General features: G+C 47.4%; 27 protein-coding genes and 1 riboswitch. Of the genes, 10 read left to right on the top strand and 17 right to left on the bottom strand.

Annotated features, from left to right (window positions below; genetic code table 11):
- Positions 1–5: 5 nt before the first annotated feature.
- Positions 6–1,259: a CapA family protein gene (locus E8L90_RS03975; RefSeq protein ID WP_137028089.1), complete on the bottom strand. Its 1,254-nt coding sequence runs from the start codon at positions 1,257–1,259 to the stop codon at positions 6–8.
- Positions 1,260–1,352: 93 nt separating this feature from the next.
- Positions 1,353–2,000, bottom strand: coding sequence for an MBL fold metallo-hydrolase (locus E8L90_RS03970; protein WP_137028088.1), 648 nt, complete (start codon positions 1,998–2,000; stop codon positions 1,353–1,355).
- Between the two features lie 62 nt (positions 2,001–2,062).
- Between E8L90_RS03970 and E8L90_RS03965 the strand changes: the two genes are divergently transcribed.
- A complete protein-coding gene (locus E8L90_RS03965; protein WP_137028087.1) occupies positions 2,063–2,563 on the top strand; it encodes a hypothetical protein in 501 nt (166 codons plus the stop codon).
- Positions 2,564–2,616: 53 nt separating this feature from the next.
- Here E8L90_RS03965 and E8L90_RS03960 read toward each other — a convergent pair whose 3' ends face one another.
- Together E8L90_RS03960 and E8L90_RS03955 are read right to left on the bottom strand one after the other, a co-directional pair.
- Positions 2,617–3,156 carry a hypothetical protein gene (locus tag E8L90_RS03960; RefSeq protein ID WP_137028086.1) on the bottom strand — a complete coding sequence of 180 codons (540 nt, stop codon included), beginning with the start codon at positions 3,154–3,156 and terminating at the stop codon, positions 2,617–2,619.
- A gap of 81 nt (positions 3,157–3,237) precedes the next feature.
- On the bottom strand, positions 3,238–3,684 hold the full coding sequence (locus E8L90_RS03955) for a hypothetical protein (RefSeq protein WP_137033264.1): 447 nt from the start codon (positions 3,682–3,684) through the stop codon (positions 3,238–3,240).
- Between the two features lie 139 nt (positions 3,685–3,823).
- Between E8L90_RS03955 and E8L90_RS03950 the strand changes: the two genes are divergently transcribed.
- A complete protein-coding gene (locus E8L90_RS03950) occupies positions 3,824–4,300 on the top strand; it encodes a DinB family protein (RefSeq protein WP_137028085.1) in 477 nt (158 codons plus the stop codon).
- A gap of 334 nt (positions 4,301–4,634) precedes the next feature.
- Here E8L90_RS03950 and E8L90_RS03945 read toward each other — a convergent pair whose 3' ends face one another.
- Positions 4,635–5,969 carry a PhoH family protein gene (locus tag E8L90_RS03945; RefSeq protein ID WP_137028084.1) on the bottom strand — a complete coding sequence of 445 codons (1,335 nt, stop codon included), beginning with the start codon at positions 5,967–5,969 and terminating at the stop codon, positions 4,635–4,637.
- A gap of 202 nt (positions 5,970–6,171) precedes the next feature.
- Between E8L90_RS03945 and E8L90_RS03940 the strand changes: the two genes are divergently transcribed.
- Positions 6,172–6,777, top strand: coding sequence for a YhcN/YlaJ family sporulation lipoprotein (locus tag E8L90_RS03940; RefSeq protein WP_137028083.1), 606 nt, complete (start codon positions 6,172–6,174; stop codon positions 6,775–6,777).
- A 23-nt stretch (positions 6,778–6,800) separates the two neighbouring features.
- On the opposite strand, the gene E8L90_RS03935 is transcribed toward E8L90_RS03940, so the two are convergent.
- The 3 genes from E8L90_RS03935 to E8L90_RS03925 form a co-directional block, all read right to left on the bottom strand.
- Positions 6,801–7,988: a trans-sulfuration enzyme family protein gene (locus E8L90_RS03935; RefSeq protein WP_137028082.1), complete on the bottom strand. Its 1,188-nt coding sequence runs from the start codon at positions 7,986–7,988 to the stop codon at positions 6,801–6,803.
- Entirely contained in the window at positions 7,985–9,148 is a 1,164-nt protein-coding gene (locus tag E8L90_RS03930; protein ID WP_137028081.1) for an aminotransferase class I/II-fold pyridoxal phosphate-dependent enzyme, read from the bottom strand. The genes E8L90_RS03935 and E8L90_RS03930 overlap by 4 nt, the downstream gene beginning before the upstream one ends.
- A gap of 94 nt (positions 9,149–9,242) precedes the next feature.
- A riboswitch (SAM riboswitch) is annotated at positions 9,243–9,362 on the bottom strand.
- Positions 9,363–9,435: 73 nt separating this feature from the next.
- Complete coding sequence (locus E8L90_RS03925) at positions 9,436–9,894, bottom strand: pyridoxamine 5'-phosphate oxidase family protein (RefSeq protein ID WP_137028080.1); 459 nt, start codon at positions 9,892–9,894, stop codon at positions 9,436–9,438.
- Positions 9,895–10,033: 139 nt separating this feature from the next.
- On the opposite strand from E8L90_RS03925, the gene E8L90_RS03920 reads away from it, so the two are divergent.
- Positions 10,034–10,375 (top strand): DUF5665 domain-containing protein, encoded by a 342-nt coding sequence (locus tag E8L90_RS03920; protein ID WP_007723262.1) that lies wholly within the window; start codon positions 10,034–10,036, stop codon positions 10,373–10,375.
- 9 nt (positions 10,376–10,384) lie between these two features.
- Here E8L90_RS03920 and E8L90_RS03915 read toward each other — a convergent pair whose 3' ends face one another.
- The 3 genes from E8L90_RS03915 to E8L90_RS03905 all read right to left on the bottom strand — a co-directional run bounded on the left by E8L90_RS03915 (position 10,385) and on the right by E8L90_RS03905 (position 12,567).
- On the bottom strand, positions 10,385–11,764 hold the full coding sequence (locus E8L90_RS03915) for a hypothetical protein (protein WP_137028079.1): 1,380 nt from the start codon (positions 11,762–11,764) through the stop codon (positions 10,385–10,387).
- Between the two features lie 190 nt (positions 11,765–11,954).
- Positions 11,955–12,230, bottom strand: coding sequence for a hypothetical protein (locus tag E8L90_RS03910; protein ID WP_137028078.1), 276 nt, complete (start codon positions 12,228–12,230; stop codon positions 11,955–11,957).
- Between the two features lie 10 nt (positions 12,231–12,240).
- On the bottom strand, positions 12,241–12,567 hold the full coding sequence (locus E8L90_RS03905; RefSeq protein WP_137028077.1) for a YlaH-like family protein: 327 nt from the start codon (positions 12,565–12,567) through the stop codon (positions 12,241–12,243).
- Between the two features lie 230 nt (positions 12,568–12,797).
- On the opposite strand from E8L90_RS03905, the gene E8L90_RS03900 reads away from it, so the two are divergent.
- The gene (locus tag E8L90_RS03900) at positions 12,798–13,271 is read left to right on the top strand and encodes a glutathione peroxidase (RefSeq protein WP_137028076.1); all 474 of its coding nucleotides are present in this window, start codon (positions 12,798–12,800) and stop codon (positions 13,269–13,271) included.
- Positions 13,272–13,339: 68 nt separating this feature from the next.
- Here E8L90_RS03900 and typA read toward each other — a convergent pair whose 3' ends face one another.
- On the bottom strand, positions 13,340–15,181 hold the full coding sequence (gene typA, locus E8L90_RS03895) for a translational GTPase TypA (RefSeq protein WP_017249600.1): 1,842 nt from the start codon (positions 15,179–15,181) through the stop codon (positions 13,340–13,342).
- A gap of 138 nt (positions 15,182–15,319) precedes the next feature.
- Here typA and E8L90_RS03890 point away from each other — a divergent pair, with 138 nt between their 5' ends.
- Positions 15,320–15,931 carry a YhcN/YlaJ family sporulation lipoprotein gene (locus E8L90_RS03890; protein ID WP_137028075.1) on the top strand — a complete coding sequence of 204 codons (612 nt, stop codon included), beginning with the start codon at positions 15,320–15,322 and terminating at the stop codon, positions 15,929–15,931.
- A gap of 79 nt (positions 15,932–16,010) precedes the next feature.
- On the opposite strand, the gene speD is transcribed toward E8L90_RS03890, so the two are convergent.
- Positions 16,011–16,412, bottom strand: coding sequence for an adenosylmethionine decarboxylase (gene speD / locus E8L90_RS03885; protein WP_007723244.1), 402 nt, complete (start codon positions 16,410–16,412; stop codon positions 16,011–16,013).
- 330 nt (positions 16,413–16,742) lie between these two features.
- Here speD and E8L90_RS03880 point away from each other — a divergent pair, with 330 nt between their 5' ends.
- Positions 16,743–17,237, top strand: a complete 495-nt coding sequence (locus tag E8L90_RS03880) for a GNAT family N-acetyltransferase (protein WP_137028074.1) — start codon at positions 16,743–16,745, stop codon at positions 17,235–17,237.
- Between the two features lie 111 nt (positions 17,238–17,348).
- Here the strand turns inward: E8L90_RS03880 and E8L90_RS03875 are convergent, their stop codons facing one another.
- The 3 genes from E8L90_RS03875 to E8L90_RS03865 all read right to left on the bottom strand — a co-directional run bounded on the left by E8L90_RS03875 (position 17,349) and on the right by E8L90_RS03865 (position 19,625).
- On the bottom strand, positions 17,349–17,945 hold the full coding sequence (locus E8L90_RS03875) for a hypothetical protein (RefSeq protein WP_137028073.1): 597 nt from the start codon (positions 17,943–17,945) through the stop codon (positions 17,349–17,351).
- A 346-nt stretch (positions 17,946–18,291) separates the two neighbouring features.
- Positions 18,292–18,798 carry a DUF4446 family protein gene (locus E8L90_RS03870; RefSeq protein WP_137028072.1) on the bottom strand — a complete coding sequence of 169 codons (507 nt, stop codon included), beginning with the start codon at positions 18,796–18,798 and terminating at the stop codon, positions 18,292–18,294.
- A 227-nt stretch (positions 18,799–19,025) separates the two neighbouring features.
- Entirely contained in the window at positions 19,026–19,625 is a 600-nt protein-coding gene (locus E8L90_RS03865; RefSeq protein ID WP_137028071.1) for a hypothetical protein, read from the bottom strand.
- 232 nt (positions 19,626–19,857) lie between these two features.
- Between E8L90_RS03865 and E8L90_RS03860 the strand changes: the two genes are divergently transcribed.
- Positions 19,858–20,493: a YktB family protein gene (locus E8L90_RS03860; RefSeq protein WP_137028070.1), complete on the top strand. Its 636-nt coding sequence runs from the start codon at positions 19,858–19,860 to the stop codon at positions 20,491–20,493.
- A gap of 84 nt (positions 20,494–20,577) precedes the next feature.
- Here the strand turns inward: E8L90_RS03860 and E8L90_RS03855 are convergent, their stop codons facing one another.
- A complete protein-coding gene (locus tag E8L90_RS03855; protein ID WP_137028069.1) occupies positions 20,578–21,537 on the bottom strand; it encodes an NAD(P)H-dependent flavin oxidoreductase in 960 nt (319 codons plus the stop codon).
- A gap of 166 nt (positions 21,538–21,703) precedes the next feature.
- Between E8L90_RS03855 and E8L90_RS03850 the strand changes: the two genes are divergently transcribed.
- Both E8L90_RS03850 and E8L90_RS03845 read left to right on the top strand, forming a co-directional pair.
- The gene (locus tag E8L90_RS03850; protein WP_137028068.1) at positions 21,704–23,176 is read left to right on the top strand and encodes an aminotransferase class I/II-fold pyridoxal phosphate-dependent enzyme; all 1,473 of its coding nucleotides are present in this window, start codon (positions 21,704–21,706) and stop codon (positions 23,174–23,176) included.
- Positions 23,177–23,295: 119 nt separating this feature from the next.
- The gene (locus E8L90_RS03845) at positions 23,296–25,233 is read left to right on the top strand and encodes a beta/alpha barrel domain-containing protein (protein ID WP_137028067.1); all 1,938 of its coding nucleotides are present in this window, start codon (positions 23,296–23,298) and stop codon (positions 25,231–25,233) included.
- The last annotated feature ends 64 nt before the right edge of the window (positions 25,234–25,297 follow it).

Below are 25,297 nucleotides of genomic sequence, written 5' to 3'. Positions count from 1 at the left end.
ATTCGTTAGCTGGCTTTTTTCTTGGAGACAACCTTATTGACATGAGCCGGCATTTCCTTCTGCAATTGGGTCATGTACTGGATCGCTTCTTTCGTCAGCCCAGGGTATTTCTGGCCTTGCTTCAGCTTCTCCAATGTTTCTGATACCGGGTAAATGACATAGTTGCGCTTGTTATTTTTTCGATAAAAATGAACGTAGGTCGGAATCATTTCAGCACTTTCGATGCTGGCCTCTCCTGACTCATTCTTGTACAGCACAAGCTTCAGGATTGCACCAACATCCTTGTAGTCCCATCGCTGCGCAGAGATGAAATTGCCTAATGAGTAGGTGATCAGTCCTTTGTGTTGACGTCCATCTTCGAGGGTAACCGTTTTCCACTCATAAGGCTGTACCACGTGTGGATGCGCACCCAAAATCAAATCCGCTCCAAATGTTAAAGCTTGCTCGGCGGTCTTGATTTGTTCAGGACTGGGCATGCGCTGATACTCATTTCCGAAATGAAGCGCAACTGCAACCAGATCGGCTCCTTTTTCTCTTGCCCGTGCGATGTCTTTTTTCATCAGCGCAGGCGAAATCAGATTGATCAGATACGGCTTGCCCTCTGGAATCGCGATTCCATTCGTTCCGTACGTATACGATAGCAAGGCTAGTGTGAATCCGTCCTTGGTCAACAACAAGGGCTCATCTCGTTCCTCGGGGCTTGAAAACGTTCCCGTATGCGGTAGACCAGCTTCATCGAGATATTTGATGGTTTGCAGAACCCCTTGTTCTTTGCGGTCCATCGAATGGTTATTCGCTGTCGATACCGCAGTAAATCCAATTTCCTTCAACGTATGTGCAAGCGACTCAGGAGAATTAAACATCGGATAGCCTGAGTATTTTGCCTTGCTACCGCTCATCGTTGTCTCAAGATTGCCGATGACCCAGTCTGCCTCACGGAACATCGGGATGACATTCGGGAAAAAACGTTTAAAATCATAGCTTTTCGTTGCTGGGTCCCAGACGGCATCCAATTGCTCCTGATGCATCATGATATCCCCAACAGCAAGAAGGGAGATACGCTGTTCCGGAAATCTTGATGGCAAAGTCGGAGGTTGTGTCTCCTGATTGGGCTCTGTCTGCGGTGGTGTTTTGGGATCAGGCACTTTCACGTTGGGAGCTTGGTTCGTCTTATCTGCTTGGGCGGTGGGTGCCGCACACCCAACCAGATTCGTGCAGGCGATAACGAGAATGAGTGCCCACTTCCATGTTCGCTTCATATTGAATAGCTCCTTTAGAAAATGGTGACCCCTTCCTTTTCTCCACCACCTGACAAAATCCTCTCCCAACCTTTATAAAGAATGATGAAGTGACTAACGAAGCATGCCTGTGATAAACGGATTGTACGTTTTCTCGTAGTCGATCGTCGTCTTTGGTCCATGTCCTGGATAAATAATAGTTTCATCATCGAGCTCAAACAGTTTGTCCTGAATGCTGATCATCAGTGTCTCATAATCTCCTCCGAAGAGATCGGTGCGCCCGATGCTCTGGTTAAACAGAACGTCGCCACCGAAGCAGTGCCGGCCAATTACGAATGAACAACTTCCCGGCGAATGACCTGGCGTATGCAACACCTGAATGTGAAGACCTGCCAGTTCTAGAGTCTGGCCATCCTCCAGTTCGTGCTCAGCCCGCTCACATACGATGAGTTCAGGTAGATTCCAGCGTCGAGATCCATTGAGATCAGGGTTGGTGAGCCATTCCTGCTCCAGTGGATGAATGTAAACCGGTGCCTTTGTCCATTCTCTTACTTGGTTGAGGCCACCAATATGATCCAAGTGGGCATGCGTCAAAAGAATAGCAACGACGTTTTTATTTGCGAGAGCACGAAGCAACTGATCTGGCTCCATGCCCGGGTCAATCACAATGGTTTGGTTGGTTGCGGTGTTTGTCACCACATACGCATTGGTTTGAAATGCTCCCAACTCATAGGATTCAATGGCAAGATTTTGATTCGTCATAGGAAACCTCCTTGATTTTTTGATACGATAGTAAAAACAAGTTGCAAACATGGGGGTTAGACATGCGCCATATGTACGGAATTGAACTGAATGTACCAGCGGGGAAGCTCCCTGGCTTCTATGCTCAAGTCATACATAAAATCGGAGATCATGTCAATGTCTTTGATCGGGATAAACTGCTTTTTATTGTAGAGAATCAAGCCGAACAGGAGAAGCTAGAAACCATTTTGGAGAAGTCCAACATGTTAGGCGATGCCTTTTCTCTCTTACTGCTCCCGTCAACAACTACGATCGATCAACTTGATGACATCGGTTTTGTCTCCCAAAATGAACATTTGTATGTATATGCAGATCACGTTGCCATCGTAACGCCTGGGGCTTCCTCCCAATCAAAAGATCAGTGGGCTGCCATGGAGCAACTCCGCGAGCATGTTTTAGGCGTGATACCCGAACATACGCAACAACCCGAAGCCTACCTGATCGATCAAAGCTTGATTCCACTGGCTGAGGGAATTGCGAAAGCTTATCAAGTGAAGCTCGTTTGGCTCCATCCGACTAAATGAATCCTTTCCATGCAAAAAAGGGAGCTCCTCATAAACGAACTCCCTTTTCCTTATTACGATGATTTACGATCAAATCGAAACCACGCCACTTGATTGTCAACAAAACCAAAATGGGCGGTGTATTTGCTGCCTTCGTACACCACTTCTTGTTCGTCCACTCCTTTGCCGTACAGCTTCTCTAGCTGCCGAGCACTATCAAACATAGTGAGTCCCCGATATGTTTTGAATTTTTGTGCGTCCTCACGAGGAACTCCTCCCAGCATAATCGAAGTCAATTCACCTTTGTGGACTTTGATCATCATCTGACTCTGACCAACCAGCAGCATCCCCATCACTGCTTCTCCCTCACCCTGCGCCATCTGCTCTACCGAGTAGCTTTGCCTTGTCACCATATCCATAAAATCAGCTTTGGTCGGCTTCAAAATATCCATTGCTTCTTTTATGTTCTGCCCGAGATAAATGCCGTTTACTCCGTATTCCTTTTGATTTTCGGGGTCAAATGTAGCAGTTGGTCCCGACTGGGCCGAGCACGCCACCAAGACAACTGTTGTCAACACCCAAAACGCAGTCATTCGCAAGCATTTCCACATCATTTAGCTGTGCCCACCTTTGCTACCGCTTTTTTGGTTATCTTAGCGTATCCGCAAGCATCGGGCAACTAAAGGGACACGAGCTTATTCTCGTGTTCCGCTGACTTTGCGGCGCGGTCGATTAGGAGGCAAATTGTTGTCTACCGATTGTTTGAAGCTCTCTAGTATTTTGAGGAGTGATGCGAAAAAAGGCGAGCCAAACACCGCAACAATTCCCCACATCCATGTTCCTAACTGCCAAGAATTTTTTACATAAGCAGATTCAGCACCCGTTAAAATGAGTGCTGGGTCCAAACCAAGCATGCCAAAAATGACACCCGCAGCCAATACGGAAATAAGTAGATTGAAAAAACGCTTGTAGTGCATCAATCGAGCAGCCTCATACTGATCCTCCCAGCAATTTTCTTTCGCCTCATAGTCGGTCGCCAAAAAGGGAATGACTGATTTAAAAGCTTCCGTAACTCCTGCTGCCGCGCTGGACACCGCTGTTATATAAATCAAAAAAGAAATAGATGAATCCAACGTAACCATCATGCTTCCCCCCTTTGTACATATGTATGGAGTTGGAGGGACAACTTGCAAATTTTTTTGCAGTTTGAATATTTCCCCTTTGTTCTTTATGCGGTAAGATGTGAAGTGCATGTAAATATGAGGAAGGGCAGGGATTACTATGCAGAACTTTTCTTTTGTATGGAATCAGTACGACTTGGTTCGCGGAATGTTTTTGGCGAGAATGACGGAAATAACCGAGGAAGAAGCAGACGTGGTTCCAGATGGCTTCACAAACAACATTCGCTGGAATATTGGTCATATTCTTCTGACCCAAGATTACCTACTCTTAGGACCAGAAGGAATGAAATGTCCTCCGTATTACGCAGCCATGTTTGCTCCAGGAACCAAGCCCGCTGATTGGCAAAAAGAAGGACCTTCCCTCGAAGCCTTAGCTGCCGAGCTAAAGGAACAACATGTGCGTATTAAAGAAGAATTACAATCCCGCTTGAATGATCCATTGCCCAAACCGTTTGAACTAGGAGACAAAGGCACTATGCATACTTATGGAGAAATGATGGTCTTCACTCTTTTCCATGAAGGAATGCACACCGGATGTATTTCGTCATTGCGAACAGCGATCGCGGCTGCTAAATAAGTAAAATCGGACAAAAACGCGGGATTTTTTATCCGCGTTTTTCTTTTTTCCTCCGAATCTGCAAAAAATGAAAACCGCTCCAATGAGGAGCGGTCCTTGTCGAGCCCGAATTGCTTATGGGGTTCTACCGGTTATTCTCTTTGGCTCTTCAACCTCCATCGTAGAGAAAAGTAGCTAAAGGAATCGGTGTATTTCCATACGACTTTCGTCGATTGCTTGATCATGATTATCCACGGATCTTCGCCTCCTGCAAGGCATTTCGCCGTTTACTCACATGAATCATCGGGCTCGACAAATATAGTATGACCTCCTCGTCGTTTTTCATACCTCCTCTTTACAATAAATCTGCGGCCAACTGTGCAAGCACACTCCGTTCGCCTTTTTCCAACTGGATATGTCCAGCCAGCTTTTGGTCTTTAAATACCTCTACCACGTAGGTTAAACCGTTGTTGCTCTCATCCAGATACGGATGATCGATCTGCTCAGGATCACCCATTAGTACAATTTTCGAGCCGTCCCCCACCCTCGTCAGGATCGTCTTTACTTCATGCTTTGTCAAATTCTGTGCTTCATCAATGATAATAAATTGTTCAGGGATGGAGCGCCCCCGAATATACGTCAAAGCTTCCACCTGCAAACTCCCCATGCCTGCCAAAATTTTATCCAGATCACCTGGGCGTTTCGTGTTGAATAAATATTCCAAATTATCATAAATCGGTTGCATCCACGGTCGAAGCTTTTCTTCTTTTTCGCCGGGCAAATAACCGATGTCTTTTCCAAGTGGAACGATAGGTCTTGCCACTAACAGTTTTTTGTATTTTTGCTGGTCTTCAATTTGCAGCAGGCCCGCTGCTAATGCCAGCAAGGTTTTTCCTGTACCGGCCTTACCGGTCATGGTTACTAAAGGGATATCATCTCGCAGCAACAATTCGGTTGCCATCCGTTGCTGCACGTTGCGGGCTCGGATGCCCCAAATCGGATCATCATCTGACACAAGCATTTCTAGCATTTTTCCGTCCGGGTCAACTTTTCCAATCGCTGAAATAGATGGGTTGCATTCGTCCTTCAGCACTAAAAATTGATGAGGGTAAAAACGATAGCGTGGAAAACAGGCGGCCAGCTGCAGCTTTCTTGTTGCGTAGTAAGTCTTGATGATGTCGGACGCTACCATCATCTTCTGATACCCTGGGTAAATACTGGAGAACTCCCCCACTACTCGATCCGAAAGAAAATCCTCTGCGGAAATATTCAATGCATCAGCCTTGACTCGCATAAGAGCATCCTTACTTACCAAAATGACTGGTCTTGGCTGTGGTTTTCCGTTTTCCTCCTCCTGTAAGTTTAGGGCGACCGCCAAAATGCGGTTGTCATTACTCATTTCCGTGAATTGTTTTTGAAGGCGGTGGAAAGAGGAATGATTCAGTTCCACCCGAAACACCCCACCTGTTTCCAGGGTAATGCCTGTGTGCAGTTGCCCCAGCTCACGAAAACTATCAAAGAGCCGAGATACGTACCGAGCATTGCGGCCAATTTCATCCATGTACCGCTTTTTGGAATCGATTTCTTCCAATACGACAGCTGGTATGACGATTTCGTTGTCAGCGAAAGAAAACATCGCCCTTGGATCTTGCAGGAGTACGTTGGTGTCCAGTACGTAGATTTTCTTCAAAATCTCGCCTCCTATTACCCTTCTTATATACCCTATGCAATTTTTGGAGGGATGCTCAGGTGCGGCGACGTGATGTACTACAGTCTATGTTCAGGTAGACAGAGTTAGACGACCTAGTGGCAGAATGAAAATGGGCAGCCCAGAACAAAATACTTGTAACCCTGCCCTCCTCACAAAGGAAGGCAATACTGGGAAAGGGAGAATGCCTGTGAAACGGATCATGATCTACTGCCTCGGTTTTAGCTTGTTGCTTACAGCATGTATGTCGGGCAATAACCCTCCGGCGAATCAGGCTGCCCAACAGCCCAAGCATGCCACTCATACTCAGCGCGTTCAACAAACAGCTCCTGAGCCTGCTTATAATCAATCTTCCCAAGCCACCGCTGATCGTCTCACCCAACTGGCAATACGTGTGAAAAGGGTACACAGCGCGACTACTGTGGTCTTGGGCAAATATGCTGTTGTCGGTATTACAGTAGACCCGAATTTGGATCGCCCAGAGGTTGGCGTCATTAAGTACACGGTTGCGGAAGCACTGAAAGAAGATCCTCAAGGGGCGAATGCCGTTGTTACCGCAGACCCTGCCGTCGTACAGCGATTACGGGAGATGAGAGATGATATTCGTCGCGGCCATCCTGTCGCCGGAATTACAGAAGAGTTAGCGGATATCGTAGGTCGGATCATTCCCCAACTACCGCGCAGTGTGCAGCCTCGCGAAGAAACACCTTCTCAAGTAAAAGAAAAACGCATGCACAAAGAGCCGCAAGGACAAAACAAAATCAACGTAAATCGTACAGGAACACCTTAAAAGAAAAGAGGTATCCCCCGGATTTAAGCCCGGGAGAATACCTCTTTTTCTTTATGGACGGGTGCTTCAGATGGCAAATGATCCAGTGCTTGCTTCAAATCAGCCACCAAGTCATCGAAATCCTCTAAACCAGCTGACAAACGGATCAAACCATCCGTAATTCCCCTTGCAGCTCTTTCCTCAGCAGGCATCGCTGCATGTGACATCGTAGCTGGGTACGAGAGAATCGTTTCCACTGCCCCGAGACTGACAGCCACAATCGGCAATTTTACGCGATCAAACAACGCTTTTGCTCGCTCGCGGCCCCCTACATCAAAGGAAAGAACAGCCCCATGACCTGTCGCTTGTTGTGTTTGAATCAGGTGACCAGAGTGATCCGTCAGTCCCGTATAGTAGACTCGGTGTACTTGTGGATGCGTAGACAACCAGTCAGCCAAGCTCGCGGCTGTCTTCGTGCTGACATCCAGTCGGGCTTTCAATGTTTTGAGCCCACGCATTACAAGCCAGCAGTCCTGCACACCCAAAATCGCTCCCATGCCATTCTGAATAAAGTAGAGTTGCTCCCCTAACGCAGCCTCTCTTGTCACCGCCAGTCCTGCCACGACGTCACTATGCCCCCCGATAAATTTCGTTGCACTATGAATGACCACATCTGCGCCAAGTTCCAGTGGACGCTGGTAATACGGGGTAAGGAACGTATTATCAACAATGACGAGCAAGCCGTGCTCCTTCGCGATACGAGAAACCGCTGCAATATCTGTCACCTTTAAAGTAGGATTGGAGGGGGTCTCCAGATAAACCCCTTTTGTAGCCGGTGTTATGGCCGCACGAACGGCTTCTGTATCTGTTGCGTCTACGAACGTAACGGAGATGCCCATTCTCGACAATACCTTGGTCAAAAACCGAAACGTGCCGCCATATACATCTTCCGCCACGACAACATGGTCTCCCGCTGAAAACAGCATGAACACGCTAGAAATAGCAGCCATGCCAGATGAGAACGCGAAACCGCGTGCACCTCCCTCCAGCGACGCAATGGCTTCCTCCAAAGCCTGCCTGGTCGGATTACCTGATCGGGCATAATCGAATGTACCTGGCTGATCGATATCAGCCTGATGAAACGTCGAAGCTTGATAAATCGGAACCGACGATGCACCTGTGAACGGGTCCATGCAAGTCGAACCGTGGAGGAGCTTGGTTGCAAAATTCATCGTACACTCCCCCCTACGACCAAACTAGCATTCAATGCCTGAAACAAATCGGATACGACATCATCTGGATGCTCGATGCCAACCGACAGTCGCAACAATCGATCACAAACACCGACATGCTCTCTGACTTCTTGTGGGATATCGGCATGCGTCTGCGTCGCCGGATACGTACACAATGACTCGACACCACCCAGACTTTCTGCAAAGGACACGATTTGCAGATTTTGCAGGAACAATCCCACCTGTTCCACATCGTGTACGCGAAACGCTACCATCCCACTATGCCCAGTCGCTTGATTCACCTGGATCTCATGCCCCGGATGCTCAGGCAGACCCGGATAAAATACCTCCGCCACTGCTGGATGCTCACGCAGCTTTTCCGCTACAATCAACGCATTGGATTGATGACGCTCCATCCGTAATGCCAATGTTTTCATCCCGCGAATGAGAAGCCAGCAATCCTGCGGTCCAAGCACAGCACCGACTGAATTGTGCAAAAACCGGATTTTTTCCGACAACTCTCCCCCTTTTGTTACGATGAGTCCAGCCAGCACATCGTTATGTCCTGCCAAATACTTGGTTGCACTATGCAAGACGATATCTGCACCAAGCTCTAGTGGGCGTTGACAATAAGGGGTTAAGAACGTGTTGTCTACAATCGTCAGGAGCCTGTGCTGTTTCGCCAAATGCGTGACTGCTCGAATATCGGTAATTTGCATCAGGGGATTGGTTGGTGTCTCGACGAAGATGGCCTTTGTATCTGGGCGAATCGCATTTTTAAGTGCACTAATGTCACGCAAATCCACGTACGAAAACGTCAGACCGTACCGAGAGAGCACTTGCTCAAACAATCGATAGGTTCCCCCGTACAGATCGAGTGAAACGATCAGATGATCCCCTTGGGAAAACAAGCCCATGACGGTATGAACAGCAGCCATTCCTGAGGCGCAAGCGAATCCTGCATCTCCTGATTCCGCTTCGGCGATGGTCTCCTCCAAAATGGTGCGAGTAGGATTCGCTGTGCGCGTATAATCATATCCAGTGCTTTGGCCCAAGGCAGGATGACGATAAGCCGTTGCATAGTAAACAGGAAAGCTCACCGCCCCTGTTTTTTCGTCTCTGCCTACTCCCGCCTGAATTAATTTCGTTTCCAATTTCATGTCTGTTTCTCTCCCTCCAATAGTATACGAGGGCATCAAAAAAGCCCTCTTTCCTCTGAAAGAAGGCTTTGTTTACGTCACCGTAAGCAAATCCTTCTCATCTTTCAGAGTTGAATAACTCTGCAGGAATTAGCACCATTATCTCCCTGTTAAAATACAGGTGATTGGTTGCCGGGCATCATCGGGCCAGTCCCTCCGCCGCTCTGGATAAGAAGATTGCTATTCAATTCGATTGACCCTAATACTAAAGGATCGGCAGGATTCTTGTCAACAATTTATTTCCAGCGTTAATTTGCCTCTTTCAAGGCAGTCATAACTTGATTGTCCAGCTTCTCAGCTGCGTTTTTGTCATACGTCTTTTCATATTGCGGTTCTACAGAAATACGGGAACCGTAAAACATAATATCACGAACAGCCTCAATTTTGATTTCTACCATGGCCAGCTTGAGCGGAACACCTTCCAGTCGGTCTGTTTTGACGGAAGCACGACCATTAATGGCGAAAGACGAGCCGGCACCGATCAAATGCAGGACAACCTGCGGTTCCTTCGTAATATTAGTCAAAATACGTGAGCGATTATCCACAGCAAAACGAATCGTATCGGCGCTGACAGCGTACGTCCAGGACAAGGAGCTGAGCGATGGTGCCCCTGACTCATGATCTACTGTGCCCAAGGTAACAAAACGCTCCTTTTGCAAGAGCTTGAATAAATCTTCGGAAAGAGATTGGGAAACAGTTTCAGCCATTTCAATGCCTCCTAACAAACGTTTTGTACATTCATTTTACCCTTCGCCTAGCTGATAGGCAAACCTTTCCTCTCCACCTTGATTCTGGTTGTCTTTTTCCCTAGACTGGTAGGTAACAATACCGAATGATGAGAAGGGGATGGACAGTTTGTCACCTACAGATCGCCTCATGCAGCAAATTGATCAAGTTCTTGAAGAGCTTCAGGAAGTTCGGAAGGTAAATGAGCGGATGCATAAAATTGCCATGTTCCTGGAAGATATCCGACTTGCAGATGTGATCCAAAATTACACAGCCCCGCGCAAGCTGCTTTGGATCAATTTCCTCGCAGGTCTTGCCCGGGGTCTGGGATTGACGATTGGTACTGCTATCGTTTTGGCTTTCCTCGGCTCCCTCTTGACGCAATTTCTTTCGATCCCTATTCTGGGGGATTACATCAGACAATTGGTGGAGTACGTCGAGACTTACAAGCAGCGGCCTTAACGATAGAGACTAGTCTCTGTCGTCGTTATCGTCCTGGTCTTCATCGTCATTATGATGTTTGTCGTGCTTCTTCCAATAGCCATACGCGTTGCCGTTGGGATGCTTATCTTTCTGCTTCCCTTTTTCTTTTTTCTTTTTGTCGTCATCGTCGTCTTTATCCTCGTCTGTTGGCTTCACAGGCTCGACAATGGCTTTTGTACTTAATGCAACGTCAGCTTTCTTAACCAGCTTATCATCTTCATACAATGCGAATTGAATTGTTTTGGCACTAAACGAATGATTCTTGTACGACAATGTCAGCGAGAACTCGCCTTTGTCATTTGGTTTCATCTCTTTCTTCTTACCGTCAGGAGCGATCACAAACCATTCTGTATCGTCCTTTTTATTCCAGCCGCTTACTGTCCCCTTTACCTGAATGGACTTGGCGGCAGGATTGTTTACAGCAGTCGCCTTGATGGCATATTCGGTCGTTTGATCCTTGTCAGGAGCGTTAACGATTTCTACCTGAACGGATTCGGAATCAACCTTCTTGCCATCCTCGTAAACCTCGATCAAGGCTTTTTGATCTTTTGCGGCTTGTACATCCTTTACTGAAACCGTAAAGCTGCCTACGCCATCCCACAGCTTCTTCACGTTTGCGTCTTTTTTCACGCCATTATAGGTGACCGTTACTTTGTCTGCCCCCTGCTTGACAATTCCTTTTACTTTTAACTCCTTTTTCTTCGCATCCAATACAGACATGGTATGGATGATCATTTCCTGATCTTCTTCTGCTTTAGGAACGATCTTTACCTTTTCGCTATCGACCAGCTTGCTGCCTGCATAGGCACTCACGGTTACATACGGATCATAAGTAGCATCCGGAGCTTCGAAGCTGACCGTAAAAGAGTGCTCGTTGGTCGGAACGACTTCAATGATGTCGGAATTCGGCTTTTTCACTACCACCTTGGTGACATCCGAAGTCACAATCCCCTTTATGTACACCTTGTTATTTTCCGTCTTGGCATTTACACTCACGATTTCTTCAGCATTCTCTGTCAGGCGCACTTCCAGCCAGATGTCGCTGTAGTACTCGTTGTAGATACGCTCCCACTCCGCTTTGTTTTCTTCCATATACGTTTGGAGCTTCGTATTCAAGTTGATTTCATCTACAATGATGTACAAGTGATCCGCTTGATTCTTCAAGAGCATGTTCAGAGTGGTTGGATCATTTTGGGCAAGTTCTTTCAGATTATAGCGTGTGACTTGCTTCCCTTCGTCATTCATGACTACCTTTGTGGCACTTGGACTTGCAATCGAGCTTGCGTTGGCAAAAATTGGCGTCAAACAGCCAAGAATACCTGCCGCTGTCACCACTGCTAATACGGGCTTGGTCATGTACTTTTTCAATGGTAGTTCCCCCTTCTAGTCTGCCAAAATCCCCTTGCTTGCTTGGGTCATGCATATTGACGGGAAATCATTTTCAAAAGTTGCATCATCCAGGAAACCGCGTCTTATTACCTATGAAAAGCGCTTGATACAAAAAAACTCCACCCAACTTCCGGATCATTTCGGCAAGTGGAGGGGAGTCTTTGTCCCGTTAATTGCAGTTGTACTTCGGTTCGCTTTCAATCGCGACCAATAAAGCTTCAACTGATTCAGCAGGGTATTGCACTTCCACGGACTGTGAATCAACGTTCCCAAATAGCACGTACCAGCTGCCTTCCTGACGATAGCCGATATCGCTCATTTGATGATCCTCTTGCAGCAATTGCAAGAAAAAAGCGGCTGTTTCCAAAGCAGAGTGGTCTTCTGGTCGAGCATCGGCAACCACTTGAATTTGGAGCCAGTTAAAAAGTGCATCTTCACACTTCACGCGGTTCTCCTCACTTTCGCCCAGTTTGCTCCGGTTTGATCCTTACCTTTACAATCACGAGAATCGCGATTGCTACGAACATTGCACTTTTCACAGGAAGCTGCACATCCAATATAGCGAAAATGAGAGCTCCAACAAATAAAAGGATGTACAAGAGCACGTTTTTCAAAATAGGCATACGGATACGGGTAGCAAAACCAAGATAATAGACAATAATTAATTCCGCAAACAAAATCCAAGCCCGATATTTATCAGCCCATATGCGAAAGCTGTCATAGGCTGTGAGCTGATCTGGATTCGTTGGCACATAGGTTGATGCGATTTGTATCCAGTCCATCACTTATCTCTCCTGTCTTCAAGCGGTGAAACTCCTAGCGCTTCACATGCCACTCATAGGCGGAATGAAACGAATAGTCACTCCTTTTTTCTGAGGAAAACGCTATCTTTCTTACTTTATCAGGTGGTGGATTCTGTGTCAAAAAACGGTAGGTTCTTCCAGGTTGCTAGCAAGATTTTCGCCGTACATGCTATGATGAGGATATGTCAGTAGAAAAAGGTGGGAATAGGATGAGCTTGTATGATATTGCTGTCAAAACGATTTCCGGTGAAGAGAAGACATTGGCCGCCTTCAAAGGGCATGTCCTGCTAATCGTGAACGTCGCTAGCCAATGCGGCCTTACTCCTCAATACAAAGGGCTACAGGAGCTGTATGAGCGTTATCAGGATAAGGGTTTTGTCATTCTCGGCTTCCCTTGCAACCAGTTCGCTGGACAAGAGCCAGGAACAGAAGACGAAATCGCAACGTTCTGCGATCGTAATTACGGTGTGACGTTCCCGCTATTTGCAAAGATCGATGTCAATGGTCCTGACGCTCACCCTTTATATCAGCACTTGAAGGAACATACCCCGAGCGAAGAAAATCCAGATATCGAATGGAACTTCGCCAAATTCCTTGTGGATAAAGACGGTCATGTCATAAAACGCATCAGTGCGCGTACTCAACCTGAGGAGCTCATCACTGATATCGAGAGTTTGTTGTAAGGACAAGCCCAAATAAAAACGCCACTTCATCCCCAAAAGGATCAAGTGGCGTTCTTTTCTTTTCAATCTTACGCTTGCGGTTGTGCTTCATAGCGTCTTTGCTTCTCATAGCGCTCACGATCTGATTTGTTCAGATATTTTTTGCGCAGACGAACGGATTGAGGTGTTACTTCGCACAGCTCATCGTCGTTCAGATACTCCAATGCCTCTTCCAAAGACAACATGCGAGGAGCCTTCATTTTGACAGTCTCATCCTTGGTCGCAGAACGTACGTTTGTCGCATGCTTTTCTTTACATACGTTAACAACTAGATCGTTGTCACGGTTGTGCTCGCCCACGATCATGCCCTCGTATACTTCTGTACCTGGGTGAATGAACATCGTTCCGCGATCTTCTACGGACATCAAGCCGTACGTGGTAGCTGTTCCTGTCTCGTGGGAAATGAGTACCCCTGCGTGACGTCCTCCAACCGCTCCTGGTACAAGTGGACGATAGCTGTCGAAGGAGTGGTTGAGAATACCGTAACCGCGTGTAATCGTCAAGAACTCTGTACGATATCCGATCAATCCGCGGGATGGAATAATGAACTCCAGACGAACTTGTCCGAAGCCGTTGTTGATCATGTTAACCATCTCCGCTTTACGTTGACCCAATGTCTCCATAACCGGCCCTGTGTATTCCTCAGGCACATCAATGATCAACAGCTCAGCCGGTTCCATTTTTTGACCATCGATCATACGAATGATAACCTCTGGCTTGGACACACCCAGCTCAAAGCCTTCACGACGCATGTTCTCTACCAAGATGGACAAGTGCAATTCACCGCGTCCAGAAACTACATACGCATCTGGTGAATCCGTTTCATCTACACGCAGAGATACATCTGTCTCCAGCTCAGACATCAGACGATCGCGCAGCTTGCGGGAAGTTACGTGCTTACCTTCGCGACCAGCAAACGGGCTGTTATTCACGAGGAACGTCATTTGGAGAGTTGGCTCGTCAATTTTCAGAAGTGGCAATGCCTCTGGATGATCAACGTGGCAAACCGTTTCCCCTACGTTAATATCATCAATACCAGAAATCGCTACGATATCTCCCGCTCTTGCTGTTTTTTGCTCAACTCGTTGCAAACCGGAGAAACCGAACAGCTTTTGAATCCGCGCTTTTTTCACTTCGCCTTCGCGCGTAGTGACGGATACCATTTCATTCAAGTTCATGGTTCCGCGATAGATGCGGCCAATCCCGATACGACCCAAAAAGTCGTTGTAGTCCAGCATGGTTACTTGCATTTGGAGTGGAGCAGATTCGTCTGCGTCAGGTGCAGGCATATGCTCTACGATGGTGTCAAACAGTGGACGAAGGTCGCCTTCCAGCTTATCTGGCTCAAGTCCAGCAATTCCTTGCAGACCGGAAGCATATACGATTGGGAATTCCAGCTGGTCTTCCGTCGCATCCAGATCAATGAACAGGTCGTACACTTCGTTGATAACTTCTTGAGGACGTGCATTGTCGCGGTCTACTTTGTTCACGACAACGATAGGGGTAACTTTTGCTTCCAGCGCTTTTTTCAATACAAAGCGCGTTTGTGGCATACAGCCTTCGAAGGCGTCGACGATCAACAGAACGCCATCCACCATGCTCATGATACGCTCAACCTCGCCACCGAAGTCAGCATGGCCTGGTGTATCCAAGATGTTAATCGTGAAATCATTGTATTTGACAGAAGTAGTTTTCGCCAGGATCGTGATTCCACGCTCGCGCTCCAGGTCGTTAGAGTCCATCATTCTCTCTTCTACCTGTTGGTTCGAGCGGAATGTGCCCGATTGGATCAAAAGTTTGTCAACCAGCGTGGTTTTTCCGTGGTCAACGTGGGCAATAATTGCAATGTTGCGTATGTCAAGACGCTTCATGTGAACCTCCTCTATTATGCATACCTTCCATATTAACAGGTAGTGAAACGCGGCACAATGGGCAGTTTTTTACGGGAGCCACTTCCAGAGTAAGGGACTTTATTTTCGTCATACTAAGGAAAATGGAGGTGGCAACGTATGAAACGGTACGGCCCAAAATGTTTGGTTGGCTTGCTTATCATCGCAACCATGGTAACCGGATGCGCCAGCTCGAGCAGCCATCCAAAAAATCAAGCGCACACACAAAGTACCACCTATCAGCATACCCCAGGTGCAAGGACAAGCCTCACTCACGATTATCATGCCTACACTGGCGGAATCAATGCCCGCAATTATCACAAAGGCTATACGGTCAATGGTTTCAATCAGGATTTGGCTGAACAGCTCACCTTGGTGGCAGATGAAGTGCCTGGTGTAGAGAGAGCTACAGTTCTCGTGAGTGGTACGGATGCCGTCATCGGAATTCGTGTTCGGAAAAATTTTGGACCTGAGCAAACCCGCATAATCGAGCAGCAAGTCCACTCAGCTGTTCGGTCACGTGTTCCCAACTTCTCGATCAAAGTAGCCTCCGACCCAGCCACATTTGATCGGATTCGTGCCATCCATGCAGATATTTATGAAGAGGCGACGCATCGGACCAATCAAGTTGATGTGAGACCCGGCATGAACAGCCAGATCACCAATACATCCACGGAATTTCGTTCTCTGCTCCATGATATTGGCCGCAAAATTCCTCCTGTCACTCCATGATGACAAACAAAAATCGAAGCTCCATATAAAAGAGGTGCGGAATGAGCCCGCACCTCTTGAAAACTTTTCCATTTGTTACTTACTTTGCCGCTTCAACCAGTTTCATTTCTGGCTCAACAACTTGCAGTTCACCCAAACCACGAACTAATTTCTTCGCGTAAGTTTTTTCCGGCTTCAGCACGGATACCAAGTAGTCGATGGCGATTTGCGGATCAACGGTTTCCCCACACGTGTAGCAATCCAGAGCAGCAAAGCCGCGCTCAGGATACGTATGAATGGACAGGTGGCTTTCCGAGAGAAGAACCAGTACGGTAGCACCCTGAGGAGAAAACTGCTTCGCTTGCACACTCAGTACCGTAGCACCGCATGCCTCAGCAGCCTCAATCATTTCCTTTTTCAAAAATTCTGCGTCGTTCAATAAATCAAACTGAACTCCCCATGTGTCAACAGCAACGTGTCTTCCGAAAGTCGAATATTCCATCTTTCGGTTCCCCCTTCCTAACGAGTGTGATATTAAACATCGCTAGGACCTGCGTCATTCACTAACGGGGGCGGTTTCCGTTGTTATCCACCCTTTAAAGTGAATCCTGGTTCCTAATCCTGTTTCCAACGAAAACAACAATACCATGCATCGGCCTAGTTTGACAATACCCTTTTTGAAGATTAAACAAGAACTAAAAAATAAATTAATCAATCTCTCGACAGGATGAAGGCACCCCCTTGCTACAAGTGGCTCTCGTTGACATCAAATAGGCAAGGTTCTAAACTTTTCGAGAAAGGAAATGAACAAGAATGGAGAGGATCGGAACACATGATCACTATCCGCAATGCCAAAGCAGAAGATTTGCCAGCACTGATCGCCATCGAGCAGCTTTGCTTTTCACCAGAAGAGGCTGCGACACAGGAAGCATTTGAGAAACGCATTCGATTGATTCCAGACAGTTTTTTTGTAGCGGAAGAGGATGGCGTCATTGCGGGGTTGGTGAATGGACCCGTCATCGAATCCTCCTTCATTACGGATGATTTATTTCAAGAGATTAAAGAAAATCCGACAACGGGCGGGCATCAAACCATCTTAGGACTAGCGGTTTCCCCCTCTTTTCAAAAACGAGGCATTGCTTCCGTGCTCCTCACACACCTGGAAGCATCAGCAAGCGTGGCCGGTCGGGAGACGATCACCCTGACGTGTAAGGAAAATTTGATTGGTTACTATGAAAGTCATGGATACCTCAACAACGGGGTTTCCAGCTCAGATCATGCTGGAGCTATTTGGTACAATATGATCAAACCATTACAATTGCGCTAAGGGAAGGGCAAAAAGAAATAGCGGGCACCTCTTGTTAGGAGGAACCCGCTTTTTGTTATTCGCTATGTAATCACGGACATAAAAAAGGGCGCCTCTGGCACCCTTTTTTCGCTAAACTTCTAATTCAAATAGACGTCGTGATAAGGTTACTAATCGAACATCAATTGCTGGAAGTTTTTCCGGGGCAGTTCTCTTTGCCCAATTACGCAAATCCAGCCATCGGTCCGTTTCATGACGTAAGGACTCAATCTCCTGCTCGCTACCATCCTGCTGGAACAAAGCCTCCAGCTCATTGGCCATGTGCAGAGAGTTATTTTCAAAGATGGACACTTCTTCGTCTCCGGTTAGCTCCTGAATGCTCACAACCGATCCTTGATCGTAGTGATACACCATTGTGAAGCCGTCATAAATCCGGTGGACAATTCCATAGCCTCGGAACGCTTTCATTGCTTTTCTCATGGCATTTGCCAGCTGCCGATCTCGGATCAGATACGAGCTGTCGCATGAGTAGCGGCTGCCAACCCGACAGAAACTCAATTGAATTTCGCCGTTCTTGTCATTCAAGATTACGTCACGATCGCCATTGTCACACACTTTGACTTGGACTGAAATGTGTTCATTGGTGAAAAGCGAAACGAACTGCTTCAGCTCTTCTTCATTCACCGTAAAATAGGCCGAGGCGTAATTAGTTGCTAAACGCTGTGCCATAAATATCTCCTCAATTCTTTTGGTTTGCATGGGTCGAGTATGACCGAACAGTTATCCAAAACAGAGGAGATACGCTAAGTATCAACAAAAGAACGCTGTAGAACCTGGCCTTGCCCTCCGCATCGAAAATCGATTTGGGTAATGAAGGCGGATCACCTACTTTTTGTTTTTCGCAAAAAAGCCATTTTTGACTTCTTTATTATACCTCAGATGCCCTCAAAAGTCTTGAGCAAAATGACGATGAATTTTAGCAAAAAACCGGAATATCCGCAATCAGACGCAGAGAAATGAAAAGAACTCCCTGATTCATTCATATGCTTGCTGTTTCATTGAAATTCAGGGGGATTTATATCCCTGCCGTTGAGGTCATCGCTTTTTTGATCGCAGCCTGTTCTTCTTCAGACAAATGGTAGCTCGATGTCCCTTGCTCAAGCGGCTTGGCGTACACGCGAGATTCTTCTCGTCCAAAAATGCTGGTGATCACGACGCCGTTCCCAGCGTCATCTGTTACCGCCAGCGAAAAGCTAAGATCACTGCCGACATCCCCGAAGGCATTGTAACGGATAATCGCTACCTTGCCGCATTGCGCTGCCATCCGTTGTGACAGACGATTGATGGCAAACTGCTGATCGCTATGCTGCTTTTTCATTTCCTCTACCTGATCAAGCAGTTGGTGCAAGCCTTCCTCGAGATTGGCTCCTCCCGTCCCTGTCATAATCCGGTTGATCGATTTCCTCAATCGACTGATCCGGACAGACTGCATAATCACGATCCATAACAGGATCAGTGTCAATGCGATGACGGCTAAAAGCAGGATCGCTACATTGGGGATTTGTGATAGGAACACTTCCAAAACTTTCCTTCCTTTCCGGGGCGCGCGTAAATATGCTGTCAAAAACCTTCTTTATTGTACAACCGTCGGGCCTCCCATTCAAACAAGTCTTTCATAAAAACAACAATTACTAAATAAGCGACTTTCCCACCAAAAAAAGCGACACCCTCATTTGTTTGAGATGTCGCTTTTTCATTCCGTATTGGTTTGTGTCAAACTCATCGTCCTTTGGCTATCCTCCAGTCTGCCTACACTTCCAAAAGCAACATTTCCCGACGGAGCTGTTTTAGTCGCTCTGTCGACTGCTTCATTTGACTTTGGTCTTTGGCTTGCATCGCATCATACAACGTCGCCAGTTCATAATCCAACTCCAGACGCAGCACCGGGATGCGTTCTTCCGAGTCACGTCGTTTCATCGCGGCAATTACCTGATCCATCGTTACATTGCAAAATTTTTCATAGATCACTTTTTTCTCAGCTCCTTTTAATTCCACTATTCTGATAACTTCTCCGTACTGGATTTGCTTCAGCAAGACGCACTCTGCAAAAGTGACCTTGATCATGGCATGCCCTTTCGCCCGCTCTACGAAATGGTACAGTACCAGTGCCACCCGAGAGTCATTGACAGGAATGCCTGTAATGTGCAGCTTATAGGACCCGTTTAAACGCTGCATTTTCCAGTCGGATCGGCCATCTGTGGTGTTCACGAGGAGGTGAAACTGCTCGGGAGATTCTTTCCACGTGACGCTCACCCCTGCTTCCACCAGGGCCTGCACCATCGCGTGCAATGTTTTGCGGTCAAACCAAACTGCCAAATGAAAATACTCCAACTCCATGCCGAGATTCATCTTCTACGGGCTCCTCCTGTTGACAGAATACTCAGATATTGTTTTCGCCGCAAGGGAGTGAGTGGTATATCATATTATTCAGGCTTTGGTTTTGCTATTCATAAATCTCGGCATGTATTTTTTTCCTGGATGGTATGATATCATATGGAGGATTCCAAGCTCCCTTGACGGGGACGATCGCCCTTTTCTTTCCAGTAAGGGTTCGATGATGCTTAAAAGAGGTGTTTGTTACATGCCAACGTTTTCAGGCTTTCGTCAAGAAGATTTTGACGTTTTTGCCATTGATGGACTGGATGCTCGGATGGACGCGATCAAAACCAATATCCGTCCCAAATTCGAAGCACTCAGCCAACACTTTGCGCCTTTTCTCTCCGTAGCAACCGGGAATGAAATGTTTACGCACATAGCAAAGCATGCACGCCGTACGGTGAACCCACCAGCAGATACGTGGGTTGCCTGGGCGAATGATAAACGCGGTTACAAAAAACACCCGCACTTTCAAATCGGTTTGTGGGGAACACATTTGTTCGTTTGGTACGCGGTAATCTACGAGTCTCCTTCCAAAGAGATCATCAGCCATGCGTTTAACAAGCGTCTGGATGAGGTCATTGCGATGGTTCCGGAGCACTTTCACTGGTCCCCGGATCATATGCAACCAGCAAGTACGTCTCAAGAAGAATTGGGCACGGCTGGCGTGAAAAAGCTGGTGGACAGACTGGCACAGGTAAAAAAAGCGGAGTTGCTCTGCGGAATTACCATTGATCGTCATGATCCAATCTTGGCAGACGGAGAAGCATTGGTGAGTCGTCTCGAAGAAACATTTGGCGTGTTGAGTAAGCTCTATACATTAGGAAATTCTCGTGGATAGACCAACTCTTGCTTTCTTTAGTTAAGTTATATGCAAAAGAACAGGTCCGCTTTCATTTGAAAAACGCAGGCCTGTTCTTTTGTTTTAGGAAAAAGACCGAAGTCGAACCAATGACTTGTTCACATCGCTAAACATGCGGTCAAACAATTGTTGAACACTTGGTACATCATCAATTAATCCAATAACCTGACCAGCCCAACCAAAGCCATGCTGGCTGTCGCCCTCATAAATAAATGTGCAATTGTTCTCTCCACTGATGAAGCTCTTTAACTGCTCGTAGCCTACCCCTTCTTTTTCCAATTGAAGAATATGATCAGAGCCTGGTGTACGAACAACCCTCGCAGGTGCCCCTAGTGTGCGCTTGATAACTGCGGTATCATGCTCCGTTCCAGCAACCAACGCCTCTTTGTAGGCAGAATGCGCATGGACACATTCTTGCGTCGCAATAAATCGCGTTCCCATCTCCACACCTTCTGCACCTAGTGCAAGCGCTGCCAAAATCCCCCGACCATCACCGATGCCACCGCTAGCCAATACCGGAATTTTCACGGAATCGACCACACGAGGAATCAAAACGAACGTCCCGATATCATCTCGCCCCAGGTGACCCCCACCTTCTTGACCGACAGCCATCACAGCATCCGCGCCAATTGATTCGGCTTTTTGTGCTTGGCGGGCAGACGCAACCAAGACAAGCTTTTTGATGGGATGACCATCGAGTCTGCGCAGCAGCGGCTCTGGATTGCCTCCTGTTACCGAAACAGCTGCCACCCCTTCTTCAATCGCCACATCCAGCATTTCTTCATACGGTCGACCGTGTTGACCAATTGCATAATTCACACCAAATGGTTTATCTGTCCATGCACGAACCTTGCGAATTTCCTCCCGCAGCGCTTTAGCCGACGGCAAGGACATCGCCGTAATTTGACCGAGTCCCCCCGCATTTGACACAGCCGCAGCCAAATCTGCGTAAGCTAAATAAGCCAAGCCGCCTTGAACGACTGGGTATGCTATTTGAAGTAGCTCCGTTACTCTCGTTTTCATCCTTTTATCACCCCGTGTAAATGACCTTCTCGGCTAACGGGCCAAACTCCTGCCACCACACGTAACCCTGAATAAAAATTCGCTTGCTTTCCCCCCCTATTTTGCTATACTCAATTTGTTTGTTTTTCCCCTTATTATTCTTGATTAGTAAAGTGAGGCGATCGTAATGAGACAAATGAAAACTCCTTTGTTCAGCGGGTTGTTGGAGCACGCCAACCGGAACCCGATTCAATTTCACATTCCGGGCCATAAGAAGGGTATGGGTATGCATCCGGCATTTCGCGAGTTCATCGGGGACAACGCTCTTTCGATAGACCTCATCAACATCGCGCCATTGGATGATTTGCATCACCCGAAGGCAATGATTAAAGAAGCACAAGATTTGGCAGCCGAGGCATTCGGTGCTGACCATACATTTTTTTCCGTACAAGGTACAAGCGGCGCCATCATGGCGATGATTATGGCGACCTGCAGTCCTGGCGACAAAATTATCGTACCGCGTAACGTGCACAAATCGATTATGTCGGCGATAATTTTCGCTGGTGCAATCCCAATCTTTATTCACCCTGCCATGGACGAGCGTCTGGGTATTTCTCACGGGATCACAGTGAAGGCCGTGCAAAAAGCACTGGAAGCCCATCCTGATGCTGCTGCCCTGTTGGTGATTAACCCAACGTACTTCGGTATTGCAGGTGACCTGCGTGAGATCGTGCGGGCGGCGCATAACTATGAAATTCCTGTATTGGTCGACGAAGCTCATGGTGTGCATATTCATTTTCACGAGGAACTGCCGATTTCGGCCATGCAAGCAGGTGCCGACATGGCAGCCACCAGCGTACACAAGCTGGGTGGCTCTTTGACCCAAACATCGATCTTGAATGTACGGGAAGGGCTCGTCGATGTCGATCGGGTGAAAACGGTCATGAGTATGCTCACGACGACTTCGACGTCTTACATCTTCCTCGCATCGTTGGACATGGCCCGTCAGCATTTGGCCCTCAACGGGAAAATGCTCGCGGATCAAGCGATGGAGCTGGCAGCAAAAGCACGCGATATGATTAACGAAATCCCGCGCATCTACTGTGTTGGCAAGGAGATTCTTGGAAAGCCTGCGACTTTTGCGATGGACCCAACCAAGCTCCTCATCCATGTACGCGATCTCGGAATCACTGGATGGGAAGTCGAGAACTGGTTGCGTGACAAATACAACATTGAGGTAGAGATGAGCGATCTGTACAACATCCTCTGCTTCGTTACGGCGGGAGATACGGAAGAATCCATCCGTACGCTGGTAAATGGCTTGCGTGATCTGTCCGTTGAATTTTCGCACGTACAAGCAGAAGACAAGCCGACCATCTCACTACCGAATATCCCTGTGCTGTCCACCACCCCTCGCGAAGCCTTCTATGCAGAAACAGAGACGATTCCGTTGGTGGAAGCAGCAGGTCGAGTCATCACTGAGTTCATCATGGTGTATCCTCCAGGCATCCCGATTTTCCTTCCTGGAGAGGTAATCACCGAGGAAAATATCGCGTACATTCAAGAAAACATTCGAGTCGGATTACCCGTACAAGGTCCAGAAGATGAGACACTAAAAACGATCAAGGTCGTAAAAAGACAAACCGCCATTTCTGGCTAAGTGAACCGAATCAAAAAACGGCTGCCTCTTTCACGAGAGAGCAGCTTTTTTATTTTTTATGCAAACATTTTGAGATAAGATAGAAATGGGAAAAATCAGGAAAGGTGGGCGTTGCTGCCATGCCAGACTGGTCGTATCAAACGATGTTTCGGCCACTTCTCTTTCTCATGCCACCCGAACGGGCCAAGTCGATTACCTTGAAATCAATCGGTACTTTGGCCAAAATTCCGGGTGGTCCGTCCATCATCGAATGGATGGGACATATGGAGCCACCCTCGCAGCTCTCCAAAACAATGGGCGCGATCACGTTCCCTACCCCAGTCGGGTTGGGTGCAGGATTGGATACGGAATGCATCGCCATTCAGGCGCTGTCTAAATTCGGCTTCGGGTTTCTAGAGCTGGGACCTGTGTCCAAAGAACCGATCGATTCTCATGGCACCGTTCAACGTGACATTACCGCCATGGATATCCACTATTCTGGTTATTTGTCAAATAATGGTATAAACACTTTTCTGAGGCGCCTGAAGGGGGCTTCTGGCATCAAAATTCCGATCGGAGTCAGATTGGCCTGCCAACCAGAAACCAGCCTGAGAGAAGCCACAGAAGAGCTTCAAGAGCTAATCGACAGATTGGAGGGTTTTTGTTCGTTTTTCACTATTGATACGCGGACGAATATTGGACAGCCAGAATGGAGCCATACCACGTGGGTGGAACATTTTTCCTGTTTGCGTAACCAAACGGATCTACCACTCTTGCTGGCGGTCCCTCCGAGCCTTACAGAAGCGGAAGCACTCCCGATTCTTACCTCGGCAAAAGAAGCAGGACTCAACGGTCTAGTTGTCGCTGGAGGCAGCATTCAGGAAGATTCACCATGCGCGAACACCCCTGTTTACACCACGGGGAAGAGTTCACACGAGCAAGCCGTCAAATTTGTCTCCTGGGCACGGGAACAGTGGTCAGATGCCCTTATCGTTGGATCCGGCGGGATTCTGGAGCCACAAGATGCTCTGACCTTTCTTGCAGCGGGTGCCAATTTTGTGCAGTTGCACAGTGGCTTGGTCTATTCTGGACCCGGCTTGCCAAAGCGAATTAACGAAGCCATCTTGCAATCACAACCTATCACTGACCCCCCTCAAGAAAAGCGACCTGCTTTTTTATTTCCTTTATGGGTATGGGGTATCTTGTTGGGCGTGGGCATGTTGATCGGTGGGGTACTTGCTTGGCTGGTAGCCGCAACAACCGTCGTCCTCCCCTATGACGAACGCTTTCTCGGAATGTCAGCTGACCAGCTTACGCTCTTAAATGCACAGATCCTCTCTTTTATGTCGCACGATCGGATTAGTCTGGCAGGAACGATGATATCCATAGGAGTTTTGTATAGCCAACTGGCTTACCATGGCCTACGTAAAGAAATTCACTGGACACGGACCGTCTTGCTCGTCTCCGGTACTGTTGGATTTTCCAGCTTCTTTTTATTTATTGGATACGGTTACTTTGATTACGTGCACGCGATTTTAGCACTCGTGTTATTCCCCATGTTTTTGCTCGCATTACGAACACCTGCAAAGGTTCATTTGACTCGCCTACCGCCTCAGCTTCACAACGACCGGGATTGGCAAATGGCTCTATGGGGACAATTGCTCTTTGTCATCATTGGATTTGGTTTGACAGGGGCTGGTATCATCATTTCGATCATCGGCGTCACAGGTGTCTTCGTTCCTTCCGACCTCGTCTTCCTCTGTGTGTCTGCTGATACCTTGCAGTCATACAATGAGCGATTAATTCCTGTCATTGCTCATGACCGCGCTGGCTTTGGCGGGGCATTAGTTTCGAATGGGCTGGCCGTCTTGCTGATTAGTCTTTGGGGGATCAGGCGAGGAGAAGCGTGGATTTGGTGGACATTGTTTTTAGCAGGCATTCCTGGCTTCGTTTCTGGTATAGGCATACATTTTACTGTTGGCTATGTTGATTTTACTCATCTCTTGCCTGCTTATGTCGCCGTCATTATATTTCTCGTCGCACTCGTACTTTTGAAGCCGTATTTATCCCGGACGTAAAAGAAAACAGACGAAAGAAATCCTTTCGTCTGTTTTTCTCTCATGTAGCCTGACTCGAGTTATT

The sequence above is a fragment of the Brevibacillus antibioticus genome (assembly GCF_005217615.1).
In the GTDB taxonomy this organism is placed as follows: domain Bacteria; phylum Bacillota; class Bacilli; order Brevibacillales; family Brevibacillaceae; genus Brevibacillus; species Brevibacillus antibioticus.
The sequence above is the reverse complement of the archived record's forward strand: the minus strand, read 5'-3'. Positions and strand labels throughout refer to the sequence as shown.

Excerpts from the sequence above, each read along its gene's own strand:
- E8L90_RS03975 (WP_137028089.1), bottom strand. The coding sequence starts at position 1,259 with ATGAAGCGAACATGGAAGTGGGCACTCATTCTCGTTATCGCCTGCACG.
- E8L90_RS03970 (WP_137028088.1), bottom strand. The coding sequence starts at position 2,000 with ATGACGAATCAAAATCTTGCCATTGAATCCTATGAGTTGGGAGCATTT.
- E8L90_RS03965 (WP_137028087.1), top strand. The coding sequence starts at position 2,063 with ATGCGCCATATGTACGGAATTGAACTGAATGTACCAGCGGGGAAGCTC.
- E8L90_RS03960 (WP_137028086.1), bottom strand. The coding sequence starts at position 3,156 with ATGATGTGGAAATGCTTGCGAATGACTGCGTTTTGGGTGTTGACAACA.
- E8L90_RS03955 (WP_137033264.1), bottom strand. The coding sequence starts at position 3,684 with ATGGTTACGTTGGATTCATCTATTTCTTTTTTGATTTATATAACAGCG.
- E8L90_RS03950 (WP_137028085.1), top strand. The coding sequence starts at position 3,824 with ATGCAGAACTTTTCTTTTGTATGGAATCAGTACGACTTGGTTCGCGGA.
- E8L90_RS03940 (WP_137028083.1), top strand. The coding sequence starts at position 6,172 with ATGCCTGTGAAACGGATCATGATCTACTGCCTCGGTTTTAGCTTGTTG.
- E8L90_RS03935 (WP_137028082.1), bottom strand. The coding sequence starts at position 7,988 with ATGAATTTTGCAACCAAGCTCCTCCACGGTTCGACTTGCATGGACCCG.
- E8L90_RS03930 (WP_137028081.1), bottom strand. The coding sequence starts at position 9,148 with ATGAAATTGGAAACGAAATTAATTCAGGCGGGAGTAGGCAGAGACGAA.
- E8L90_RS03925 (WP_137028080.1), bottom strand. The coding sequence starts at position 9,894 with ATGGCTGAAACTGTTTCCCAATCTCTTTCCGAAGATTTATTCAAGCTC.
- E8L90_RS03920 (WP_007723262.1), top strand. The coding sequence starts at position 10,034 with ATGGACAGTTTGTCACCTACAGATCGCCTCATGCAGCAAATTGATCAA.
- E8L90_RS03905 (WP_137028077.1), bottom strand. The coding sequence starts at position 12,567 with ATGGACTGGATACAAATCGCATCAACCTATGTGCCAACGAATCCAGAT.
- E8L90_RS03900 (WP_137028076.1), top strand. The coding sequence starts at position 12,798 with ATGAGCTTGTATGATATTGCTGTCAAAACGATTTCCGGTGAAGAGAAG.
- typA (WP_017249600.1), bottom strand. The coding sequence starts at position 15,181 with ATGAAGCGTCTTGACATACGCAACATTGCAATTATTGCCCACGTTGAC.
- E8L90_RS03890 (WP_137028075.1), top strand. The coding sequence starts at position 15,320 with ATGAAACGGTACGGCCCAAAATGTTTGGTTGGCTTGCTTATCATCGCA.
- speD (WP_007723244.1), bottom strand. The coding sequence starts at position 16,412 with ATGGAATATTCGACTTTCGGAAGACACGTTGCTGTTGACACATGGGGA.
- E8L90_RS03880 (WP_137028074.1), top strand. The coding sequence starts at position 16,743 with ATGATCACTATCCGCAATGCCAAAGCAGAAGATTTGCCAGCACTGATC.
- E8L90_RS03875 (WP_137028073.1), bottom strand. The coding sequence starts at position 17,945 with ATGGCACAGCGTTTAGCAACTAATTACGCCTCGGCCTATTTTACGGTG.
- E8L90_RS03865 (WP_137028071.1), bottom strand. The coding sequence starts at position 19,625 with ATGAATCTCGGCATGGAGTTGGAGTATTTTCATTTGGCAGTTTGGTTT.
- E8L90_RS03860 (WP_137028070.1), top strand. The coding sequence starts at position 19,858 with ATGCCAACGTTTTCAGGCTTTCGTCAAGAAGATTTTGACGTTTTTGCC.
- E8L90_RS03855 (WP_137028069.1), bottom strand. The coding sequence starts at position 21,537 with ATGAAAACGAGAGTAACGGAGCTACTTCAAATAGCATACCCAGTCGTT.
- E8L90_RS03850 (WP_137028068.1), top strand. The coding sequence starts at position 21,704 with ATGAGACAAATGAAAACTCCTTTGTTCAGCGGGTTGTTGGAGCACGCC.
- E8L90_RS03845 (WP_137028067.1), top strand. The coding sequence starts at position 23,296 with ATGCCAGACTGGTCGTATCAAACGATGTTTCGGCCACTTCTCTTTCTC.